We start from the raw sequence: 19074 nt of genomic DNA, 5'->3' as shown, positions 1-19074 counted from the left end.
TGCGCGCTCCCGTGTCAGAATATGTCCGGTTCGCCAGCGGTGCGGCCGAAATCCGTCTGGAGGAAATCGAAATCGCACCCGGCATCCGCCTGCGTAACGTGTTTCGAGAAGATATAGCCGTAACCACGCTCATAGCGCGGCGGCGGCGCCTGCCATGCGGCACGGCGCCGGGCGATTTCCTCTTCGCTGACCAGCATGTCGAGACTGCGCTGTGGCAGATCGAGCCGCACGATATCGCCGGTCTTCAGCAGGGCAAGCGGCCCGCCGACGAAGCTTTCCGGCGCAACATGAAGAACGCAGGCGCCGTAGGAGGTGCCGGACATGCGGGCATCGGATATGCGCACCATATCGCGGTGACCCTTCTTGATCAGCGCCTTGGGGATGGGCAGCATGCCCCATTCGGGAAAACCGGGGCCACCCAGTGGGCCTGCATTGCGCAGAACCAGAACGTGGTCGGGCGTCACATCCAGATTTTCGTCGTCGATTGCCGCCTTCATCTCGGGGTAGCTGTCAAAAACCAGCGCCGGGCCTTCATGGACATGGAGTTTCGGATCGCAGGCGGCGGGCTTGATGACCGCGCCGTCGGGGCAGAGATTGCCGCGCAGCACGGCAAGCGATCCTTCCGCGTAAACCGGATTGTCCAGCGAGCGGATGACGTCGTCATTATAGACCCGCGCGCCTTCGAGATTTTCGCCCATGCTGCGGCCGGTGACGGTGAGCACGGAACAGTCCAGACGGCTTTCGATCTGCTTCATCAGGGCCCGCAGGCCGCCTGCGTAATAAAAATCCTCCATCAGGTAATCTTTGCCGGAGGGGCGGACATTGGCGATGAGCGGCGTCACGCGGCCGAGTTCGTCCAGCTCGTCCAGCGTCATCGGCACACCGGCGCGGCGCGCCATGGCAATCAGATGCACGACGGCATTGGTGGAACAACCGGTCGCCATGGCAACGATGGCCGCATTCCGAAACGCGGCCGCAGTCAGAATACGATCCGGGGTCAGCTCCTCGGCCACCATTTCCACAATGCGACGGCCGCAGCCTGCCGACATGCGCTGGTGTTCGGCATCCACCGCCGGAATGGAGGAGGCGCCCGGCAAGGTGATGCCGAGTGCGTCGGTAATCGCCGTCATGGTCGATGCCGTGCCCATGGTCATGCAAACGCCGGCGGAGCGGGCAATGCCGCCCTGTACACCGCGCCATTCCTCATCGGTCACGTTACCGGCGCGGCGCTCGTCCCAGTATTTCCAGGCATCGGAGCCGGAGCCCAGCACCTTGCCGGCATAATTGCCGCGCAGCATCGGGCCGGCCGGCAGGTAGATCATCGGCACGCCGGCCGAGATCGCCCCCATGACGAGGCCGGGCGTGGTCTTGTCGCAACCGCCCATCAGCACCACGCCATCAAGCGGATGCGAACGGATCATTTCTTCCGCTTCCATCGCCAGCATGTTGCGGTAGAGCATCGAGGTCGGCTTGGTGAAGCTCTCATCGACCGAAAGGGACGGCATCTCGACCGGGAACCCGCCCGCCTGAAGCACGCCACGCTTCACATCCTTCACGCGCTCGGGAAAGTGCGAGTGACAGGTGTTCAGCTCGGACCAGGTGTTGAGAATGCCGATGACGGGCTTGCCGCCAAAATCCTCCTCCGAATAACCCAGCTGCATCATGCGCGAGCGGTGGCCGAAACTGCGCAGATCGTCGGGCGCAAACCAGCGGGCGGAACGGAGTTTTTTGTCGGTCATGTCAAAGGTCCTGCTTTACGGGGGCGTCGCGACGGAGGCTTAGTCCTGCTTCAGCGTCAGCCCGCTTTTCGTATCGAAGAGATGGATATGTTGCAGCGGTGCCGACATGCGAATGACTTCGCCGGCCGATGTCGAGGTCTGTCCCGAAAGATGCAGAGTGACGTGGCTGCCGTCACCGAGGCTTCCATAGAGATAGGATTCGCCGCCAAGCTGCTCTGCCGTGCGTACGGACATCGTCAGCGCGCCGTCTGGCGTCGGTTGCACATGGTTGGGGCGGATGCCGAGCGTGACCTTCTGGCCGGGTGCGTAAGAAAAACCGCTCTGCGGCAACGGGATCAATTCGCCTGTCGCAATCTTAAGCGACGCCTGACCGTCCACCACTACTTCGCCGGCGAAGAAATTCATCTTCGGTGAACCGATGAAGCCCGCAACGAAGAGGTTTGCTGGGCGATTATAGAGATCGAGCGGAACGCCGAACTGCTCGAGCTTTCCGGCGCGTAGCACGGCGATCTTGTCGGCCATCGTCATGGCTTCGACCTGATCGTGGGTCACATAGATCATGGTATTGCCGAGGCGGCGATGCAGGCTCGAAATTTCGCCGCGCATATCCACACGCAGTTCCGCATCGAGGTTCGACAGTGGCTCGTCAAACAGGAAAACCCGCGGTTCGCGCACGACGGCGCGGCCGATCGCGACACGCTGGCGCTGGCCGCCCGACAGATCCTTCGGGCGTCGTTCGAGCAGCTGGTCGATCTGCAGCATCTTGGCCACCTGCGCGACCTTCTCGACGATGTCTTTTTTCGGCGTGCCGATGTTTTCGAGGCCGAAGGACAGGTTTTCTCGAACCGTCATATGCGGGTAGAGCGCATAGGACTGGAACACCATCGCAAGCCCGCGGTCGGCGGCAGGAACCGCGTTCACCACATCGCCGCCGATGACGATATCGCCGCCGCTCAACTCCTCAAGACCGGAGATCATGCGCAGCAGCGTCGATTTTCCGCAACCGGAAGGGCCGACGAAAACACAGAACTCGCCGTGTTTGATATCGAGGTCGATACCCTTGATGACGTCAAGCGCGCCATATGTCTTTTTGACCTGACGAAGTTCGATACTTGCCATTGTCTCATTCCCTCCCTTGAGGATTATTTTCCGCCGGTCGATGCGATGCCGGTGGCGATATATTTTTGCAGGAACATGAAGACCAGTGCGATCGGCGCCAGTGTCAGCACCGTCATGGCCAGCAGATTGCTCCATTCCGTCGTCATTTCTCCCTGGAAGGAGTTGAGCGCCAGTTGCAGGGTGAAATTGTCGTTACGGGTCAGCACGATAAGTGGCCACAGGAAGTCGTTCCACCGCCACATGATGGCGAGGATGGCGAGCACCGCAAGCGCCGGCGCCGAGAGCGGCAGGATGATGCGCCAGTAGATTTTCCATTCGCTGGCCTTGTCCATGCGTGCCGCATCGAGGATTTCATCCGGGATGGTCAACATATACTGGCGCAGCAGGAACACCCCGGTCGGCGTTGCCGCACCCGGAATGATGACGCCCCACAGACTGTTGATCATACCAAGCTGGCTGGTGATGAGAAAAAGCGGAACGAGCACGACGGTCTGCGGGATCATCAACGTTCCGACGACGAGCGCCAGGACCACGCCTCTGCCCTTAAAGCTGTATTTCGACAGCGCGAACGCCGCCATGGAGTTGACGATCAGCATGATGACGGTCGACGTCACGGTGATGAAGGTCGAGTTCCAGAAATAGAGCGGAAAGTTGAAGCGCTGGAAAAGCTCGGTGTAGTTCTCCGTCGCCAGCGCCACCTTCTCGGCCGGGCGCAGCTCGTTGAACGGCATCTTCATGACTTCGCCGGGCTTTGCCGGGTCCACCACCTGGGCGACGAGCCCGACGCGCCTGATCATGCCGAGCTTGCGGCCTTCCTTGTCGACAAAGGCCGGCAAAGGTGCGGCCTGACCGTCAATGACCACCGTTTCCTGCGCATAGGGAAGCAGGCGTGGCGGAAACCGCTGAAGATCGGCTTCCGTCTTGAAGGACGACAGGACGAGCCAGACGACGGGGCCGAACATCATCAGGACGGCTACGCCGAGATAGGCGTAGGACAGCCAGTCGGTCCAGTGCAGTTTGCCGTTTCTGCCGCGTGTGCGGGTTAGAAATGCGCCAATCCTAGCCATCGACTTTGCTCCTGTTGGCCCGGAATTGCAGGGCGGTCAGCACCACGAGAACCACGGCAAGCAGCAGCGAAGCGGCCGCGGCCAGTCCGAAATTGCGCGGCGTTCCGGCAAAACCAGTCTGATAGATGAATTGAATGATGAAGGTCGTTGCCGAACCCGGACCGCCGCCGGTAAACGCGAAGACTTCATCGAAGGTCTGTACGCCCTTGATGAGGGACAGCACGAGGACCACGAGCATGGTCGGTGCGAGAAGCGGCATCGTAATCCGGCGGAAAATCCGCCACGGGCTTGCCTTGTCCAACTGTGCCGCCTCATAGACGTCACGGGGAATGGCCTGGAGACCCGCAAGCAGGATGAGCGTGTAAAAGCCCATATGCGCCCAGACGGAGAGGAATACCGACCAGCCGAAGGCGAGATTGGCTTCCAGCAGCCAGTCCACCGAGCCGATGCCGACGGCGTCGAGTGCCGCGTTCAATACGCCGAAGCGCTGGAGTATCCACTTCCATATCAACGCCACGACCACCGGGGACAGCAGCACGGGAAAGAAGAAGACGGCGCGGAAGAAACCGCGTGCCCGGATGTCACGGTTGAGCACGACCGCCGTGATCAGCGAGAAGCCTACCATGAACCCGACCTGCAACACGACGAAGAACAGCGTGTTCCAGACGGAGCGCCAGAAAAGATCGCGCTGACAGGAATTGGGATCGAAGTAATTCTGGCACGACAGAAGGACCGAGAAGTTTTCGCCGCCCACGGAGGGACGCTCCGACAGCAGGATATGTTCGCTGCCGGTCACTGAATAAGCCATGTTGAGAACGATCGGCAAAAACGCGAAGACCGCAAACAACAGGAGATTGGGTGTCAGGAACACCCAGGCGATGCGCCGATGCCCGAGCACTTTCTGCAAGAGGGCGAAGGGCAGCTCGATGATGCCCATGACGGGCGCGAGAAGTCTGTACATTGATGGTCCTCCTTCGATCCGGCGCGGCGCGGCTTGCGCCGCGCCGGAAGGCGATGGATCACTTCGCCTGTTTCAACGCTTCCTCAAGATCGGCCTTCGCACGCGTCATGGCGTCGTCAATCGAGCTTTCGCCAACAATCGCCTGCGTCACGCGCTGGACGGAGATGTTGAACATCGCACGGTTGTTCTTGTAGCCCTGATAGGCGTAGGCGATGGGGCTGATGCCGGGGACCTGATCGAGCCAGGCGTTCATGGCCTTCTGTGTCGCCGGTGTCGCGCCGGTGTAGGTGACACCCTTTTCGCCGACGGCCTTGTGAGCCGGGACGTTGCGGGTACGCACGGTGAAATCGAGATAATTCTCGTCCTGTGCGAGGAAGTTCAGAATATCCGCGACGATCTTCGGGTTCTTGGTCTGCTTGAAGCCCACGACGCCCGTTCCGCCCGGCATGCCTGTGCAGGCGGCCGGTCCGCATGGCTGCGACACGACTTCCCAGTCGAAGGCATCACCAACCTGGCTGTCGAAACGCGCGGTCTGCCAGCTGCCGGAATAATAATAGACCAGCTGGCCGTTGATGAATTCCTGCGCAGCATCGCGGTAGGTGTTGCCGCCCTGGCCGGCCCAGACGTCACGCGCCATGGTGCCGTCCTTGTTCCAGTCAACGAACTTCTTCACGAAAGTTGTGAAGCCCTCGTCGACCAGGATCGGCTTGCCGTCGGCATCGAAAATTTTCGCGCCGTAGGAAATAGCCGGACCGGCGATACGGTGGCCGGAACGGTCGATCGCCATCGGGTAAGGCGTGCCGGTTGCCTTGGCAACCGCATTTGCAGCCTTGGCCCAATCGTCAAACGTCGCATCCTTGCCGGGAACGGCAACGTTTGCCTGATCGAACAGCGTGCGGTTGATGAAGGCGCCGGTGATGGTGAGCTGGGTATGCATACCGTAGATGCCCTTGTCGTCTGGGCCGCTGCGATACCATTTCAGCACGTTTGCGAAATTGTCTTCCCAATATTTCGCATCCACATAGGGCGTCAGGTCGAGATAATAGCGGTTGAGACCGCCAAGATCGGTGACGGTCGCAAAGTCAGGGCCGCTGCCGCCGGCCAGCTGCACCGGCAGGCCTTCGAGAAGCGCTTTGTAAGGCACGATATCCGTGACGATCTTGACGTCGGGATGCTGTTTTTCGTAACGCGCAAGAATGTCCTTGAGGACTTCGCAGCCGTTGCCGTCATAGGCGCAGGTGAAGCGAACTTCCTGGGCCTGGGCGGCGCCGGCAAACGAAGCCGCCCCCAACGCCAAGGCAAACGCCAAGCTGTATTTTCTGCTCATCTGGTTTCCTCCCTTTAGATGATTATGCCGTGGCGGACGAGCGCGGAGCCCAACCCTTGAACCGCTCATCTGCAGCGGTAAGCGGCAGGCGAACGGCCTTGCCTTCCTGTACCGATGTGTAGATGGCGGTTACGAGTTCGATGGACTGCATGCCGTCCGTAATCGTCACTTCCTTGCCTTCGCGACCCTCCATCGCATTGGCAATCGCCTCGACGAAACCGGTAAAGCCGTTTTCGCCATCTTCCACCGTCGCAAGAACGGCGTCGATCTGATCCTGCGTGGTCGGTGCACGGGCGGTGAAGTGCCATTTATCTTCGGCCGGACGGTAAGGCAGCGTTCCGCTTTCGGCCGTGAAGCCTTCGAAGCAGAACCGCAGACGGGACGTATCGTCGGCAGCACCAAGCGTGACCGAGCTGGTGGCAAGTGCACCGCTCTTCATGCGGAAGCTTATGGCGGCACAGTCTTCCGTTTCGATCTTGTTCACCCGCGTATCGGCCATTGCGAAGACTTCATCGACCGGGCCGAGTACGTGGCACAGAAGATCATGGGCGTGAATGGCGTGACCGAGGATCGCACCGCCGCACTCACCCTTCCAGGTGCCGCGCCAGGGAATGTCGTAGTAGTTCGCGCCACGGTTCCAGTGCACTTCCGAGCTTGCCACATAGGCTTTGCCAGCAAGTCCGGCGTCGATAAGGGCGCGCAACTGCCGCAGAGCGTGACCAAAACGATACTGGAAAACCGGAAAGACGCGCCGCCCGGTCTTCTTGACGGATTCCAGCAGCGCGCTTGCCTCCTCCAGCGAGCGCACCAGCGGCTTTTCGCAGACCACGTCCTTGCCGGCCGCGTGAGCCTTCAGCGCCACGGGGAAATGCAGATGCGGCGGCAGGCAGATGTCGATCAGCGAAATGCTGTCATCGGCGAGGACTTTTTCGAGATCCGCCGTGATGTGGATGGGAGAGCCTTTGCCGGCTACCGCCCGCGCCCGCTCCACATCAAGATCGCAGATGGCCTTGACGGTGAAACGTTCCGGCAGCGCCAGATAACCGCTCAGATGTTGTGCGCCAATACCGGCGCCGATAATGGCGACGCCGATCATGCTGCGGCTCCTTCGGCCTTGGCCTGCGCCTGAAGCGAGAGGTCGCACACCTTGAAGACGTGCTCCTGCGTCATGGCCGTTTCCGTGCGGTTGCGGATATCGTCGCATACACGGGCGAAATAAGGCAGGCCGGCATCGGATGCGTCGATATATTCGCAACGGTCGCCGTTGACGAGGATCAGCCGGTCGGTGCCCTCGGTATTGCCGACGTCGACGTATTTGCGCAGCTCGATGTAACCTTCGGTTCCAAGGATCGTCAGGCGACCGTCACCCCAGGTCGGCAGTGCATCCGGCGTGTACCAGTCGACGCGGATATAACCATGGCCCTTGTCACCGCGCAGCACGACTTCGCCGAAATCCTGGAGGCCCGGATCGCGCGGGTTGGCGTAATTGGCAACGGTGGCAGACACGATCTCAACCTCGGTCGAGCCGGTAAAGAACATGAACTGGTCGATCTGGTGGCTGGCGATATCGGTGAGAATGCCGCCATAGGCCTCGCGCTCAAAGAACCACTTCGGGCGAATCTGGCGGTTGAGGCGGTGTGGGCCCATGCCAACCGTCTGGATGACGCGGCCGATGGCGCCCTGCGCAACCAGCTCGGCGGCTTTCGTGACACTCGGAACTTCGAAGCGCTCTGAAAAGTCTACGGTCCAGATGCGCCCGGTTTTGGCGACGGTCTGGCGAAGGCGATCAAGCTGTTCGAAGGTGGTGCAACCGGGCTTGTCGGACATCACGTCCTTGCCGGCTTCCATGGCTGCGACCGCCAGATCGGCGCGCTTGGAGGGAATATCGGCGATGACGACGAGATCGATGCTCTTGTCGGCCAGCAAATCCTCCTTGGAGGCAGCACGTGGTACGTCCGGAAAGCGCTTTACGAAGCCTTCAACCACATCCGGCTCGCCTTCCGTCCACCAGCCGGCAAATTGCGCGCCGGCGTCGAGCAGGTTCTGCGCCATGCCGAAAATGTGTCTGTGCTCGATGCCAAGAGCCACGAACCTGATTGCTTTACTCATCCTGCAGTTCCACTTCCTTGCCGGTTTCGGCCGAGTTAATGATCGCGTCGATCAGTCTGTGAGACAAAAGAGCCGCTTCGCCGGTGACGACCGGCGGGCGCCCTGAAGAAATGGCGTCGACGAAATCGTCGAATACGCCCTGATGCCATTCATGCGTGAAAGCCATGGGATCGGCGCCGCCGCCGGTGCCGGATGCGGCGCCGCCAAACGTTTCCTGGCTGCCGTCGCGCCAGTCGACATGCAGCAAGCCGGATGCGAGCCGCAGGCTTGCCTTGTCGAAATGGAGAAGAATGGATTCAGGCGCGCCGGGAAAACTCGCGGTGCTTGCAACGAGCGAACCTACCGCACCGTTTTTGAAACGAAGGCCGGCCGATACGTAATCCTCGGTTTCCATCTTGTGAAAACGCGTCGTTGCCGCCATGGCCTGCACACGTGCCACGGGGCCTGCAAGGCTCAGCGCCAGATCGATCGTGTGGATTGCCTGCGAAATCAGAACGCCGCCGCCATCGCGCGCCAGCGTGCCGCGTCCCGGCTCGTCGTAATAGGCCTGGGTGCGCCACCACGGCACGGAAATCTCGCAAAGGCCGAGTTCGCCGAGCTTGCCGGACGCGACCAGTTCGCGTGCCTTTTGCGATGCGGCGCGCATGCGGTGCTGGAAAATGATGCCGAGCGTGACGCCCGCGTTGCGACACAGCGCAACGAGATCGCTCGCTTCCTGCGTGTTACGGGCAACCGGCTTTTCCAGAAGAATATGTTTGCCGGCTGTTGCAAGCGGTCCGATGATATCGGCGCGGGCATTGGGCGGCGTCGCGATGATGGCGAAATCGACATCCCCGTCTTTCGCTGCTTCCTCGATTGACGCGTAAACGGCAACGTCGTGGCCGGTATGTTTGGCCGCTTCGGCAGCCAGCGCTTTCGCGCGGCCGGAGCCACCGTCGACAATACCTTTCAAGCGGATTTTTTCAGGGCTTGCCGCACAGGCGAGCACATGCGTCTTCGCTACCATTCCGGCACCGACGATGACGCAGGTCTTGATATTTTGCATTCGGGAGCCTCCTTCCCATGGCCATTCAATTGCATACCGGTATGCCGGTTGTCAACACACCAGTGTTCCGGTATACCGGTTATAGGAAAAGACATTTGGAGCGCGCATGCCAAAAATCCCGATGACAGGCGGCTCTGTGCCGACGATGGAACGACTGGACCTCAACCGCCCGGTTGTGGACCAGATTTATTCCGCGCTGAAATCGGCCATCCTTTCGCGGGAGCTCTTTCCGGGCCAGGCCGTGTCGGAAAACGAAATCGGTCAGCTGTTCAATTCCAGCCGCACCCCGGTGCGCGAGGCCTTGAGCCGGCTGCGTGACGACGGGTTGATCGTCACCCTGCCGAGCCGGGGCACTTATGTTTCCAAACTATCGGAAAAACATATCCGCAGCGCACAGTTCATTCGTGAGGCGCTCGAGGTTGCTGCGGCGCGCAGGCTTTGCCAGACCGGCATTTCGACCGAGGCAGACCAGGAAATTCTGCATGCGCTGGATGGTCAGCGCGCGGCGATGGCGCTTGGCGACAAAAAGGCTTTCCGCGTGCATGACGACCAGTTCCATAGCGCGCTTGCCGCCGCGACTGGTCTCGAAAGGCTGGAGAACCTGCTGATCCGTGAAAAGGCAGGGCTCGACCGTCTGCGGGCGCTGGCCATTACCGACGAAGCGCATATGGCCAGACTGCTGACGGAACATGAGGCCGTCTATAATGCAATCAAGGCGCGTGAGGAGGAGAGTGCGGTGGATTACCTGCGCCAGCATCTCCGGCGCGTCCTCGGCATTCTGTCGCAGATTTTCGACGCACATCAGGAATATTTCGAATAACGCCATGCTGCGCAATTCAACGGTTCAGACAAGAGAAATGAAAACAACAAATTTTGACGATGCGCCTGCGATCGATCAGGCCAGACTGCTGTGCGACGAAATCAGCACCCTTGCGGAAAGCCCGGTATGGGACGAAAGGCGCCAGCTCCTGTTCTGGTGCGACATCCTTGGCAAGAAGGTGCGGTCCGCCGGCATGGGCGGTGTCGGGTATCGCGAATGGACATTTGCGGAAACCGTCTCCAGCCTCGGGCTCTGTGAGACCGGTGACCTGATTGTCGCTTGCGGTATGCAGATACTCATCCTCAACCCGGAAAGCGGTGAGGCAAGCACTCTTCATTCCATTCCCGCACCAGAGGGCATTGCCTGCCGGTTGAATGACGGACGTGTCGGCCCGGATGGCGCTTTCTGGGTTGGCACCATGCACAATGTTCCTCTCTCACAGATGCAGCCGCTTGGCGAGCTTTGGCGCATTACGAAGGACAAGGCCGAACGCGTCCAGACCGGGCTGACATGTCCGAATGGTCTTGCCTTTTCGCAGGACGGTTCCGTCATGTGGCAAAGCGATTCCGTGCAGAAATGGATACGCAAGCGGACATTCGACAAAACCAACGGCGTATTCGATGACGGCGTGCTGGTTGCGCAAATGCAGGAAGAGACCGGAAGGCCCGATGGCGGCTGTCTGGATTCAAGTGGCCGATATTGGAGCGCGGGTGTCTCTGCCGGTGTTTTGAACATTTTCTCGGAAGACGGCAGTCAACAGATCGGGACGATAAAGATGCCGGTTCCGCATCCAACCATGCCCTGCTTTGGCGGGCCTGATTTCGGTTCGCTTTTCGTAACGTCGCACCGTCATAATATGACGGAAGACAGGCTGAGCCAGGTTCCTCTTTCGGGCGGCGTGTGGGTCATCCCGTCGGATATCAAGGGCTTTGCCGCATTCCGCTTCGACGATGGTGCGTAAAATCCGACGCGCTCGTTTCTAGTGATGTCGGTTTCGACTAGTCGATAGAAGACATGTCGAAATCGCCCGACTTGATCAGGAAACGCAAAAGCGTCCGCATGGCGTTCGTAAGGTGCCTGTCCATCCGGGTGATGATCTGGGTCTGCGATGTCACCTTGGTGACGTAGTTCAGCGGAAGCGGAACAAGATCATCCGAGATTTCCCGCTGCGGAGAAGGTCTGTACGGCATGATGAAGACGCCGTTTCCCAGTGAGACGAAATTCCTGAGGATGCGATAGGAATTGGCGACCAGTTTCGGGCGAATGACGACGTTTTCAGACCGTGCGATCAGATCGGTTATCTGCCGCCCGCCGAATTCAAGCTCGAGCAGGCCGATTGGATAGATCAGCAGGTCGGCGAGCATGGGGTCCCTGCCGAGCCGGGTCAGCGGATGGTCCTTATGGACGACGGCGCAAATCGGAACATCCGAGCGCGCGTGAAATTTCAGCTGCCTGTCGTTGGGCGCAAAATAGGTGACGCCGATATCCGCTTCGTCATCAAGAAGCGCCTTTACCGTGGCCGAGGTGGAGTGCACCATGACCTCCATATCGATGCCCGGATATTGCAGCTGGAAATCCCGCAGCGGCTCGTTGACGATCCACTCGGCGAAGCCTTCGCCGATGGACAACCGGATCAGGCCCCTTTTGACATTGCGAAACTCGTCCAGCCGCGCGCGCAACTGAATATCCGCCGACTGCTGGTTACGATAATAATCGCAAAGGGTCCGGCCGACTTCGGTCAGACGGACATTCCGCCCGGCATGTTCGAGCAGGATCAGGTTCAGATCCGTTTCAAGATTTGACACCTGCCGGCTTATCGTCGATGGGCTGACGTTCAAATGGTCGGCAGCCTGCCGCACACCGCCATAGGTATCGACGAAGAAAAGATATCGTAATTTTAGAGGATCCAGCATCTCTGCCAATCTTGCTCAACCGTTGCATTCTACGCAACGAACGATATTATTTTGTGGCATTGCTGGCAACATTTATTCGCCTAAGGTTCCGGCAGAGTGGTGCAGCCACCACCGACAGGGGAATGCCCGAATAATAAGGGCAATAGAAATGGGAGAATGAATTGAACCTAAAAACCATCATTGCGTCTGCTGCTTTCGCTCTGGCGGCATCCGTCGCGGTCACGGCCGCCGCACCGGCTTATGCAAATACGTTTCGATTTGCGACACAGGGCGATCTGAAGTCGCTGGACCCCTACGCGCTTGCGGAAACATTTTCGCTGGCAATGATCGGCAGCGTTTACGAAGGGCTTGTGGCCCGTGACAAGGACCTAAAGATCGTGCCGGCTCTTGCCGAAAGCTGGGATGTATCGCCCGACGCCCGGACATGGACTTTCCATTTGCGAAAGAACGTCAAGTTCCAGAACGGCGAAGCCTTCACGGCTGATGACGTGCTGTTTTCCGCGGACCGCGTCCGCTCTTCCGGCTCCGACCTTAAAACGCGCGTTCCGGCCAATGCAGTCTTCAAGAAGATCGACGACTACACCGTCGAAGTCACCACGCCGGAGCCGGCGCCGCTTTTGGACGCTGTCTGGGACACATGGTATATCGTTTCGAAGACTTGGACCGAGGCCCATGGCGCGACCGATGTCGCGAGTGCTTCTGCGGCCCCATCCTATATTTCGCTGAATGCCAACGGCACCGGTCCCTTCATCCTGCAGGAGCATCAGCCGGGTGTTCGCACCGTCTGGAAACCCAATCCGGGCTGGTGGGGCAAGCCGGTTCATAATCTCGACGAAGTGGTGCTGACGCCGATCTCTTCAGGTGCTACCCGCGTTGCCGCGTTGCTGTCCGGCGAAGTCGACATGATCGAACCGGCACCGTTGCAAGACGTCGACCGTATCAACGGCAGCAGCAATGCCAAGGTCCTGCAGGGTCCCGAGGTGCGGACGATCTATCTCGGTTTCGACCAGCGTCGCGACGAATTGAAATATTCCTCGGTCAAGGGAAAGAACCCTTTCAAGGATGCCCGCGTCCGGCAGGCCTTCTACACGGCCATCGATATCGAAGCCATCCAGAAGCGGGTGATGCGCGGCGCGTCCGTGCCGACGTCGCTGATCGTTGCCAAGGAACTCTTCCCGCTCGCAGGCGAATTCAAGCGCCCGGCCTATGATCCGGAAGCGGCCCGCACCCTTCTCAAGGAGGCCGGATATCCCGATGGTTTCCAGGTACGGCTCGATTGCCCGAACGATCGTTACGTCAATGACGAGCGCATCTGCCAGTCCATCGTCCCGATGCTGGCCAAGGTCGGTATCAAGGTCGATCTCAATGCAGAACCGAAGGCGACCTATTTCGGCCGGATCTTCGCAAGCGGCGGCTACGACACCTCGTTCTACCTTCTCGGCTGGCAGACCAACGGTTCGGGTAGCCTCGGCGTCTTGCAGGATCTCTACCGGTGCCGCGACGACAAGGGTAATGGCGGAACATCCAATGTCGGCGGTTACTGCAACCCCGAGGTTGATGCGCTCATCAAGCAGATCGGCAAGGAGCCGGATGAGACGAAGCGTAACGACCTGATCCGTCAGGCCTTCGATATTGCGCAGAACAAGGAGGCGGCCTACCTTCCGCTGCATCAGCAGTCGCTTGCATGGGGCGTGTCCAAGAGCGTCACCGTCGTACAGCGCGCCGATAACGACTTCCGGTTCTACTGGGTCACCAAGAACTGAGCCCGACTGCCGGGGTCGCTCCGCGATCCCGGCTCCGGTCCGGCCGCGCGGTTTTCCGCAAGGTGCAATTTACAAGGTTTGATCTTTCATGTTGGCACTCATCATACGCCGGCTGTTGCAGTCGCTGGCGGTCATGCTGGCCGTGGCTCTTCTGGCGTTCATCATGTTCCGGTTCGCGGGCGATCCCGTCAACCAGATGGTCGGCGTCGAGACGACGGAGGCCGAGCGGCAGGCCGTTCGCGAGCGTCTGGGACTGGACCAGCCGACCATCGTGCAGTTTACGCGCTATATCGGCCGGGTCGCGACGCTGGATTTCGGCGTGTCCTACCAGTTTCGCCAACCCGTCACCAAGCTGTTGGCGGAACGTGTTCCAGCCACTCTGGAGCTGTCTTTCGTGGCAGCGGTGCTTTCGCTCGTCTCCGGCGTGTTGCTGGGCGTCTATTGCGCGCTCAATCCGCGCGGGCGCATTTCCAGCCTTCTGCAAAGCGTATCGCTCGTTGGCGTCAGCCTGCCAACCTTCCTGATCGGCATATTGCTGATCTATATTTTTTCGGTGACGCTCGGCTGGCTGCCGGCCTTTGGACGCAGCGGGCTCGTGCAGATAACACAAAACTGGTCGACCGGCCTTTTGACGGTGCAGGGCTGGAAATCCCTCATTCTGCCGGCCGTGACACTCGGCCTGTTCCAGATGACGCTGATCATGCGCCTCGTCCGTTCGGAAATGCTCGAAGTTCTGCGCACCGATTTCGTCAAGTTCGCCACCGCGCGCGGCCTGCCGAAAAGGCGCATCTACTTCCGGCATGCGCTTAAAAACACGCTCGTTCCGGTCATTACCGTCGTCGGCTTGCAGATTGGCTCCATCATCGCCTTCTCGATCATCACCGAGACGGTGTTTCAGTGGCCGGGCATGGGCCTTCTGTTTCTGCAGGCCGTGCAGAATGTCGATATCCCCATCATGTCGACCTACCTGCTGCTCATCGCTTTCCTGTTCGTCATGATCAATCTCATCGTCGACCTCGTCTACCACGCTATTGATCCGCGCCTGAAGGAGGTTGGAAAATCGTGACCGATACATCTCCACGCGAAACTTCCGCCCCGGTCGGCTTCTGGGCCCGCCTTGCGGACAATGATCTCCTCGTCGATTTCCTCGGCAACCGGCTGGTGCTCATCTCCAGCGTTCTTTTGCTGGTGTTGCTGGCAGCGTCGCTGCTGGCACCCTGGATCGCCCCGACCAACCCTTACGATCCCCTTTCGCTCGACATCATGAACTCGAGCCTGCCGCCGGTGTGGCAGGCGGATGGCGATGCGCAGTTCCTGCTGGGGACGGATGATCAGGGTCGAGACATGCTGTCGGCCATTCTCTACGGCCTGCGGATCTCCATCATCATCAGTGCCCTCGGCGTCGCCGTCGCGGCGGTGGTCGGCATCACACTCGGGGTTGTCGCCGGTTATTTCGGTGGCGTCGTGGACGCCGTCATCATGCGCATTGCCGATATTCAGCTGAGCTTCCCGGCCATTCTCGTGGCGCTGCTTGTCGATGGGCTTCTGCATTCCATGATCCCGTCCGTCAGCCGTGAAAACAGCGCTTCATGGGTGATCATCATTTCGATCGGCCTGTCCTTCTGGGTGCAATATGCCCGCACGATAAGATCCTCCACCATGATCGAGCAGAAGAAGGACTATGTGAGCGCGGCGCGGCTTTTCGGGCTGCCGGATGTCGCCATCATGGTCCGTCACATCCTGCCGAACGTCATGGGACCTATCCTCGTCATCCTCACCATCAATTTCGGCTTGGCGATCATCACCGAGGCGACGCTTTCCTATCTTGGCGTCGGCTTGCCGCCGATGCAGCCGTCGCTCGGCACGCTCATCCGCACCGGGCAGGAGTTTCTGTTTTCCGGGGAATGGTGGACCGTGGCTTTTCCGGGCATCGCACTGGCTGTTCTCGTCCTGACCATCAACCTTCTCGGCGACTGGTTGCGCGACGCGCTCAACCCGAAGCTTCGATAGGAGGCGCAAAATGAACGATATTCTTCTTTCAGTCCGCAATCTGCGCGTCGAATTTAATACCCGTCGTGGCACGCTCACTGCTCTGCGCGATGTTTCGTTCGATATCCGCCGCGGCGAGGTTCTCGGCGTCGTCGGGGAATCGGGCGCCGGCAAGTCGATGACGGGATCGGCGATCATGCATCTTATCCCGCGTCCCGGCCGTATTTCGAGCGGGGAAATCCATCTCGGTGACCGCCGGATCGACAATCTCGGCCAGGCAGAAATCGAAGCCATCCGCGGCCGCCATATCGGCATGGTCTTTCAGGATCCTCTGACCAGTCTCAACCCGTTGATGAAGGTGGGCGAGCACCTGATGGAGACCATGCGTGTGCATCTCGGGCTTTCGCGCCGGGCTGCCCGCGACCGGGCGGTGGAACTGCTCGAAGAGGTCGGCATCCCCGATCCCGCCGTGCGCATGGATTCTTACCCTCACGAATTTTCGGGAGGGCAGCGGCAGCGCGTCGTCATCGCGCTTGCGCTCTGCGCGGGGCCAGAACTGGTCATCGCCGACGAGCCGACCACGGCGCTCGACGTTTCGGTGCAGGCGCAGATCATCCGCCTGATCCGGAAACTGTGCGAGACGCATGGTACGGCCTTCATGTTGATTACCCATGACATGGGCATGATCGCTGAAACAGCCGACCGTGTGGCGGTGATGTATGCGGGTCGCGTGGCGGAAATCGGCAAGGTGGCGGATGTGGTGAAGTCTCCGCTGCATCCCTATGCCCAGGGACTTATGGGCGCCATCCCTTCGCTGGAAAGCGATGAACCGCGTCTCAGGCAAATTCCGGGCTCCATGCCCTCGCTTTCGGCGACGCCGAAAGGTTGTGCCTTCAATCCGCGCTGCGAGCGGGTCATGGATATCTGTCGTGTCGACCAGCCGGAACTTGCGGGGCGTTGGGGGCACATGGCCGCATGTCATCTCTATCCGAGGGAGTATGTGGCATGAGCGACAACACTTTCGTGAAGGTTGAAAATCTCAACCGGGTATTTGACGTCTCCAAGCCGTTTCTTAACCGGATCATCGAGAAACAGCCGCGCCGCTTCGTCAACGCTGTTACCGACGTCAACTTCACCATCGGCAAGGGTGAGACCTTCGCGCTCGTCGGCGAGTCCGGTTCGGGCAAGTCGACCGTCGCAAAAATGGTCGTGGGCCTGTTGCCGCCCACCTCCGGCCGGGTCGAAATCGATGGCATTCCCATCACCGCACACCATGACAGGGCGGAACTTCGGCAATTGCGCCGGCGCATGCAGATGATCTTTCAGGATCCCTATGCCAGCCTCAATCCGCGCTGGCGTGTGGGGCGTATCATCGCCGAACCCATGCTTGCCCTCTCCGTCGTCGGTTCAAAAAGAGAGGCGCAGGAAGAAGTTCGCCGCCTGCTGGCGCTGGTCGGGCTCAGCCCGGCTGACGACCGCAAGTTTCCGCATGAATTTTCCGGCGGGCAGCGGCAGCGTATCGCGATTGCCCGCGCGCTGGCTTCGAAGTGCGAATTCATCGTGTGCGACGAGCCGACCTCGGCGCTCGATGTGTCGGTTCAGGCACAGATCCTCAATCTGATGCGCGATTTGCAGGAGCAGCTTGGTCTTACCTATCTCCTCATCAGCCACAATCTTGCGGTGGTGCGCCATATGGCAAACCGCATAGGCGTCATGCATTTCGGCAAACTCGTCGAGGTGCAGGAGGCGCGTGCGCTCTTCAAACAGCCCGGTCACGAATACACGCAGATGCTGATCAAGGCGGTCCCCGATATTTCCATGGCCGGACGGGAAAAAGCCTAACCCGCCGCTGCGCCCCACCCGATCCGATACCGCCCGCGATCATCGCGGACGGTCACTCTTGTCCAATTACGGAAACTTTCCCATGTCCGCTATCGACGAAAACCGACTGAACGCCTATCTCCCCGAACTCGTCGCGCTGCGGCGCAACATTCACGCCCATCCCGAAACCGCCTTTGAAGAGGTGCGAACCTCAAAGCTTGTCGCGGACAGGCTGCGCGAGTGGGGGATCGAAGTTCACGAGGGCATTGGCGGAACGGGCGTCGTGGGCGTGCTGAAGGGCAAAAGGCCGGGGCAAAGATGCATCGGCCTGCGTGCCGACATCGATGCGTTGAATATCTTCGAGAAAAACACCTTCGACTATGCATCGACCGTTCCGGGAAAAATGCATGCCTGCGGTCATGACGGCCATACCACGATGCTGCTCGGTGCGGCGCGTTATCTTGCCGAAGATCCGGATTTCGCCGGCACGGTCCACTTCATCTTCCAGCCTGCCGAAGAAGGTGGCACCGGTGCACCCGCCATGCTGCGTGATGGACTTCTGGAACGTTTCCCCTGCGATGCGGTCTATGGTCTTCACACCCATCCGGGCCAACCGGTGGGCGAGATCGCGACGCGGTTGGGCGCTGCGCTTGCGGGATCGCTCAGCTTCCATGTCACGTTCAAGGGCACGGCTGGCCACGGCGGTGCGGCACCGCATCTGGCAAAGGACGCGACTATCCCCGTCGCCCATTTCATTCTCGGCCTTCAGACCATCGTCGGACGCAAGGTCCCGGCACTGGATGCCGCTGTCATTTCCATCGGCCACATCGGTGGTGGCTCGAAAGGCTCGCCAAACGTCATGCCGGCGGAGGTGCTGGTTTCCGGCACCGCGCGTTACTTCAAGACCGAAACACTTGAGATCATCCGAACCCGTCTCGTCGAACAGGCGGAACTTTTCGCGCGTGCATGTGATTGCGAGGTCGACGTCAGGATCGACTACGGCACCCCGCCGCTCGTCAACCATCCCGAAGCCTTTAAAATCGCCATTGAGGCGGCTACCCGTACATTCGGAGACGGCAATGTCGATACGGAGCGCACATTGTCGACCGGTGCGGAGGACTTCGCTTTCCTCGCGAATGCCGTTCCCGGCACCTATGCCTGGATGGGTGGCGGCCTAGGGCCGGATGGGCTGGTGCATGACGTTCATACCGACAAGTTCGATTTCAACGACGCGTCCCTGCCTTACGGCGTGTCCTACTGGGTCAATATCGTTAATGTCGAACTGCAGTCCTGATCTGAAAGGGCGATAGCCTCAGGTCGCCCTCTTTGCGGGCCATGGGGTCTTACCCGCTGCGTTTCCAGTGTGCCCCGCCGTCGCAGCGGCAGGGCACAATCAACGGA

The 19074-nt window shown here is 60.0% G+C and carries 16 protein-coding genes and 1 pseudogene; 8 read left to right on the top strand and 9 right to left on the bottom strand.

What is annotated here, in order from left to right; genetic code table 11:
* Window positions 1-14 precede the first annotated feature (14 nt).
* From araD to RBH10_RS03870, 8 genes are read right to left on the bottom strand one after another with little or no spacing between them, the layout of a single operon-like run.
* Window positions 15-1739 carry an L-arabinonate dehydratase gene (araD, locus tag RBH10_RS03905; protein WP_281038948.1) on the bottom strand — a complete coding sequence of 575 codons (1725 nt, stop codon included), beginning with the start codon at window positions 1737-1739 and terminating at the stop codon, window positions 15-17.
* Between the two features lie 39 nt (window positions 1740-1778).
* Window positions 1779-2858 carry an ABC transporter ATP-binding protein gene (locus tag RBH10_RS03900; RefSeq protein WP_045015574.1) on the bottom strand — a complete coding sequence of 360 codons (1080 nt, stop codon included), beginning with the start codon at window positions 2856-2858 and terminating at the stop codon, window positions 1779-1781.
* Between the two features lie 23 nt (window positions 2859-2881).
* Window positions 2882-3925: a carbohydrate ABC transporter permease gene (locus RBH10_RS03895; RefSeq protein WP_045015575.1), complete on the bottom strand. Its 1044-nt coding sequence runs from the start codon at window positions 3923-3925 to the stop codon at window positions 2882-2884.
* On the bottom strand, window positions 3918-4886 hold the full coding sequence (locus tag RBH10_RS03890; protein ID WP_045015576.1) for a carbohydrate ABC transporter permease: 969 nt from the start codon (window positions 4884-4886) through the stop codon (window positions 3918-3920). The genes RBH10_RS03895 and RBH10_RS03890 overlap by 8 nt, the downstream gene beginning before the upstream one ends.
* Before the next feature lie 58 nt (window positions 4887-4944).
* Window positions 4945-6213 carry an ABC transporter substrate-binding protein gene (locus tag RBH10_RS03885; RefSeq protein ID WP_281038949.1) on the bottom strand — a complete coding sequence of 423 codons (1269 nt, stop codon included), beginning with the start codon at window positions 6211-6213 and terminating at the stop codon, window positions 4945-4947.
* A gap of 22 nt (window positions 6214-6235) precedes the next feature.
* A complete protein-coding gene (locus RBH10_RS03880; RefSeq protein ID WP_281038950.1) occupies window positions 6236-7309 on the bottom strand; it encodes a Gfo/Idh/MocA family protein in 1074 nt (357 codons plus the stop codon).
* The gene (locus RBH10_RS03875) at window positions 7306-8322 is read right to left on the bottom strand and encodes a Gfo/Idh/MocA family protein (RefSeq protein ID WP_045015579.1); all 1017 of its coding nucleotides are present in this window, start codon (window positions 8320-8322) and stop codon (window positions 7306-7308) included. The genes RBH10_RS03880 and RBH10_RS03875 overlap by 4 nt, the downstream gene beginning before the upstream one ends.
* A complete protein-coding gene (locus RBH10_RS03870; RefSeq protein WP_045015580.1) occupies window positions 8315-9367 on the bottom strand; it encodes a Gfo/Idh/MocA family protein in 1053 nt (350 codons plus the stop codon). The genes RBH10_RS03875 and RBH10_RS03870 overlap by 8 nt, the downstream gene beginning before the upstream one ends.
* A 106-nt stretch (window positions 9368-9473) precedes the next feature.
* Between RBH10_RS03870 and RBH10_RS03865 the strand changes: the two genes are divergently transcribed.
* Window positions 9474-10187, top strand: coding sequence for a GntR family transcriptional regulator (locus RBH10_RS03865; protein WP_281038951.1), 714 nt, complete (start codon window positions 9474-9476; stop codon window positions 10185-10187).
* 37 nt (window positions 10188-10224) lie between these two features.
* Complete coding sequence (locus RBH10_RS03860; RefSeq protein ID WP_281038952.1) at window positions 10225-11148, top strand: SMP-30/gluconolactonase/LRE family protein; 924 nt, start codon at window positions 10225-10227, stop codon at window positions 11146-11148.
* Window positions 11149-11185: 37 nt separating this feature from the next.
* Here the strand turns inward: RBH10_RS03860 and RBH10_RS03855 are convergent, their stop codons facing one another.
* Entirely contained in the window at window positions 11186-12100 is a 915-nt protein-coding gene (locus tag RBH10_RS03855) for a LysR family transcriptional regulator (protein WP_045015582.1), read from the bottom strand.
* A 161-nt stretch (window positions 12101-12261) separates the two neighbouring features.
* On the opposite strand from RBH10_RS03855, the gene RBH10_RS03850 reads away from it, so the two are divergent.
* The 6 genes and pseudogenes from RBH10_RS03850 (at window position 12262) to RBH10_RS03825 (ending at window position 18967) form a co-directional block, all read left to right on the top strand.
* Complete coding sequence (locus RBH10_RS03850) at window positions 12262-13863, top strand: ABC transporter substrate-binding protein (RefSeq protein ID WP_372339766.1); 1602 nt, start codon at window positions 12262-12264, stop codon at window positions 13861-13863.
* Window positions 13864-13951: 88 nt separating this feature from the next.
* Window positions 13952-14929, top strand: coding sequence for an ABC transporter permease (locus tag RBH10_RS03845; RefSeq protein ID WP_045015584.1), 978 nt, complete (start codon window positions 13952-13954; stop codon window positions 14927-14929).
* Window positions 14926-15873 carry an ABC transporter permease gene (locus tag RBH10_RS03840; RefSeq protein WP_281038953.1) on the top strand — a complete coding sequence of 316 codons (948 nt, stop codon included), beginning with the start codon at window positions 14926-14928 and terminating at the stop codon, window positions 15871-15873. The genes RBH10_RS03845 and RBH10_RS03840 overlap by 4 nt, the downstream gene beginning before the upstream one ends.
* Window positions 15874-15883: 10 nt before the next feature.
* Window positions 15884-16861: an ABC transporter ATP-binding protein gene (locus tag RBH10_RS03835; RefSeq protein ID WP_281038954.1), complete on the top strand. Its 978-nt coding sequence runs from the start codon at window positions 15884-15886 to the stop codon at window positions 16859-16861.
* Window positions 16858-17688, top strand: a pseudogene (locus RBH10_RS03830) (ATP-binding cassette domain-containing protein); the annotation flags it as partial. The gene RBH10_RS03835 and the pseudogene RBH10_RS03830, both read left to right, overlap by 4 nt.
* An 88-nt stretch (window positions 17689-17776) precedes the next feature.
* On the top strand, window positions 17777-18967 hold the full coding sequence (locus RBH10_RS03825) for an amidohydrolase (protein ID WP_281038955.1): 1191 nt from the start codon (window positions 17777-17779) through the stop codon (window positions 18965-18967).
* Window positions 18968-19074: the final 107 nt, after the last annotated feature.

The sequence above is a fragment of the Rhizobium sp. AN73 genome, from assembly GCF_030757975.1.
Taxonomy (GTDB): Bacteria; Pseudomonadota; Alphaproteobacteria; order Rhizobiales; family Rhizobiaceae; genus Agrobacterium; species Agrobacterium arsenijevicii.
Note: the sequence above shows the minus strand (reverse complement) of the source record. Positions and strands in the feature narration are given on the sequence as shown.

What these genes read in the sequence shown, in the direction of transcription:
- RBH10_RS03855 (WP_045015582.1), bottom strand. Translation starts at nt 12,100, where the DNA reads ATGCTGGATCCTCTAAAATTACGATATCTTTTCTTCGTCGATACCTAT.
- RBH10_RS03900 (WP_045015574.1), bottom strand. Translation starts at nt 2,858, where the DNA reads ATGGCAAGTATCGAACTTCGTCAGGTCAAAAAGACATATGGCGCGCTT.
- RBH10_RS03885 (WP_281038949.1), bottom strand. Translation starts at nt 6,213, where the DNA reads ATGAGCAGAAAATACAGCTTGGCGTTTGCCTTGGCGTTGGGGGCGGCT.
- araD (WP_281038948.1), bottom strand. Translation starts at nt 1,739, where the DNA reads ATGACCGACAAAAAACTCCGTTCCGCCCGCTGGTTTGCGCCCGACGAT.
- RBH10_RS03825 (WP_281038955.1), top strand. Translation starts at nt 17,777, where the DNA reads ATGTCCGCTATCGACGAAAACCGACTGAACGCCTATCTCCCCGAACTC.
- RBH10_RS03845 (WP_045015584.1), top strand. Translation starts at nt 13,952, where the DNA reads ATGTTGGCACTCATCATACGCCGGCTGTTGCAGTCGCTGGCGGTCATG.
- RBH10_RS03870 (WP_045015580.1), bottom strand. Translation starts at nt 9,367, where the DNA reads ATGCAAAATATCAAGACCTGCGTCATCGTCGGTGCCGGAATGGTAGCG.
- RBH10_RS03835 (WP_281038954.1), top strand. Translation starts at nt 15,884, where the DNA reads ATGAACGATATTCTTCTTTCAGTCCGCAATCTGCGCGTCGAATTTAAT.
- RBH10_RS03860 (WP_281038952.1), top strand. Translation starts at nt 10,225, where the DNA reads ATGAAAACAACAAATTTTGACGATGCGCCTGCGATCGATCAGGCCAGA.
- RBH10_RS03890 (WP_045015576.1), bottom strand. Translation starts at nt 4,886, where the DNA reads ATGTACAGACTTCTCGCGCCCGTCATGGGCATCATCGAGCTGCCCTTC.
- RBH10_RS03880 (WP_281038950.1), bottom strand. Translation starts at nt 7,309, where the DNA reads ATGATCGGCGTCGCCATTATCGGCGCCGGTATTGGCGCACAACATCTG.
- RBH10_RS03875 (WP_045015579.1), bottom strand. Translation starts at nt 8,322, where the DNA reads ATGAGTAAAGCAATCAGGTTCGTGGCTCTTGGCATCGAGCACAGACAC.
- RBH10_RS03895 (WP_045015575.1), bottom strand. Translation starts at nt 3,925, where the DNA reads ATGGCTAGGATTGGCGCATTTCTAACCCGCACACGCGGCAGAAACGGC.
- RBH10_RS03865 (WP_281038951.1), top strand. Translation starts at nt 9,474, where the DNA reads ATGCCAAAAATCCCGATGACAGGCGGCTCTGTGCCGACGATGGAACGA.